Genomic DNA, 2,390 nt, shown 5'->3' on the forward strand with positions numbered 1-2,390 from the left:
TTTTAAAAAATTTAAAACACCATATCATTATATTGTAGTTTCTGCTGTATACAATGTTGAAAAATATATAGATAGTTTTATTAGATCTGCTATAAATCAAAGGCTTGACTTTAAAAAAAATATCACTTTAATTTTTGTTGATGATGGATCTCTTGATAATTCTGCAAGAATTATAAAAGAATATCAAAAAAAATATCCAGAAAATATTATTTATTTTTATAAAGAAAATGGAGGACAATCTAGTGCTAGAAATTTAGGATTGAAATATATAAAAGAGAAATCCTATTCAAAACCAGTTTGGGTAACCTTTGCAGATTCGGATGATTTTTTCGATAGAGGTTATTTTTATGAAGTGGATAGATTTTTAACCAATCATATTCAGGAAAATATTCATATGGTGGGTTGTAATGTTGTTTTATATTATGAAAATCAAAAAATATATAAAGATGATCATCCTTTAAGTTTCAAATTTAAAAAAGGATCTAGAATTATTGATAATTTTGATTTAAATGAAAATATTCATTTGCATGTGGCTTCTTCGTTCTTTAGATTAGAAAATTGCAGCATACTATTTGATGAAAAATTAAAACCAAGTTTTGAAGATGGAAAATTTCTAAGTCAGTATTTACTTCAAAATATTAATTGCAAGAGTGCTTTTTTACCGCAAGCGATATATTTTTATAGAAAAAGAGAAGATGGAAGTTCGACAATAGATAATTCTTTTAATAAAGATTATCTTCTTATTAGTACTAATATAGGGACATTAGAGCTATTAAAAGAGAACAAATTTTGTGAATCTTTTGTAGAATTTAATTGTTTGTATCATCTTATATGGCAAATTAAATATTTTATCAATCATCCAGAAAGAGCTTCTATATTAAGTGATGATGAAAAAAAAGAATATTTGAATTTATTGGACGAAAATTTTGCTCATATTCATCATAATACAATCTTAAAATTTAATTTCGCAGGATGTTGGTTTTTTCATAAAATAGGTATGTTGAATTGTTTCAAAGGAGAACAGCCCTCTATACAAATAGCATATATAGAGGATTATGATCCTTATAAAAAACAAATATTACTTACATACTATACAGGAAATAACGAAGACATAGAAAGTATTAGAATTGATGGTAAAGAAGTTCAAGCGGAGTATAAAAAAATCACAAAACATGATTTTTTGGGTAGAGTTTTTTGCTATCAAAAAAGTTTTTGGATTTCTATACCTAAAGAATCGAAAGATAAACTAGAATTGTTTGTAAATGGAAGGCAATCTATGATAGGATGGCAAAAATATTATATTTCTATAACAGAAGTTAATATGAAATTTCATTCATTGTTACAAGATAGTGGCATTTGGCTTTTGATGGATAGGGATTATGAAGCAGATGATAATGCGGAGCATTTTTATAGATATATTATGCAAAATCATCCTGAACGAAAAATCGTCTTTGCATTGAAAAGAGATTCTAAAGATTGGAATAGATTAAAGGCAGAAAAATTTAATTTAGTTGAATTTGGAAGTAGTGAGTTTGAAAGAATTATAAAAAAATCATCAAAAATTATTAGTTCTCATTGCGATCATTATTTAACCAGGTATGTTCAATATGGTTCCCAATTTATTTTTTTACAACATGGAGTGACATTGAATGATCTTTCAGGATGGCTTAATTCTAAAAAAATAGGCTTGTTTATAACTTCTACACAAGCAGAATATGATTCTATTGCAAGCGATTATAATCGTTATAAATTTAGCAAAAAAGAAGTAGTTTTAACTGGATTTGCTAGACATGACAGTTTATTAAAAAACAATAAGACCAATACTAGACAAATTCTTATAATGCCAACATGGAGAAAAAAATTAGCCCATCTTGATGAAGAGTCTATTCAAAAATTATTTTTACAAAGTGAATATTTTTTAAAATATAATTCTTTGCTAAATAATAGCAAACTAAAACAAATACATAATGAGTATTTATATGATGTTGTTTTTAATCCACATCCATTTATTATCCCTTATTTAGAAAAATTTAATATCCCTGATTATATTAAAGTTGCAGATAAAAATGAAAGTTTGCAGAAATTATTTTGTAATTCATCGTTAATGATAACTGATTATTCTAGTGTGGCTTTTGAAATGGCTTATTTAAAAAAACCTATAATATATTATCAATTTGATAAAGAGGATTTTTTTAGCTCTCATACTTTGCAAAAAGGTTACTTTGATTATGAAAGAGATGGTTTTGGTCCTGTTGTTTTTAATGAAGTAAAATTATTTGAAAATCTCGAAGAGATTTTAAGAAATAATTGTAGTATTGCAGATAAATATTTAAATAATATTAATTCTACTTTTAAATTTAGAGATGGCAAATGTTGTGAGAGAATTTATA

At 25.3% G+C, this 2,390-nt stretch carries 1 protein-coding gene; it reads left to right on the forward strand.

Going from position 1 to position 2,390, the window contains the following annotated elements; genetic code table 11:
• Positions 1–2,390 (forward strand): CDP-glycerol glycerophosphotransferase family protein (locus E2O22_RS07755; RefSeq protein ID WP_133319975.1); only part of this gene is annotated, 2,390 nt, incomplete at both ends.

It is taken from the genome of Campylobacter lari (genome assembly GCF_004357905.1).
Lineage (GTDB): Bacteria > Campylobacterota > Campylobacteria > Campylobacterales > Campylobacteraceae > Campylobacter_D > Campylobacter_D lari_D.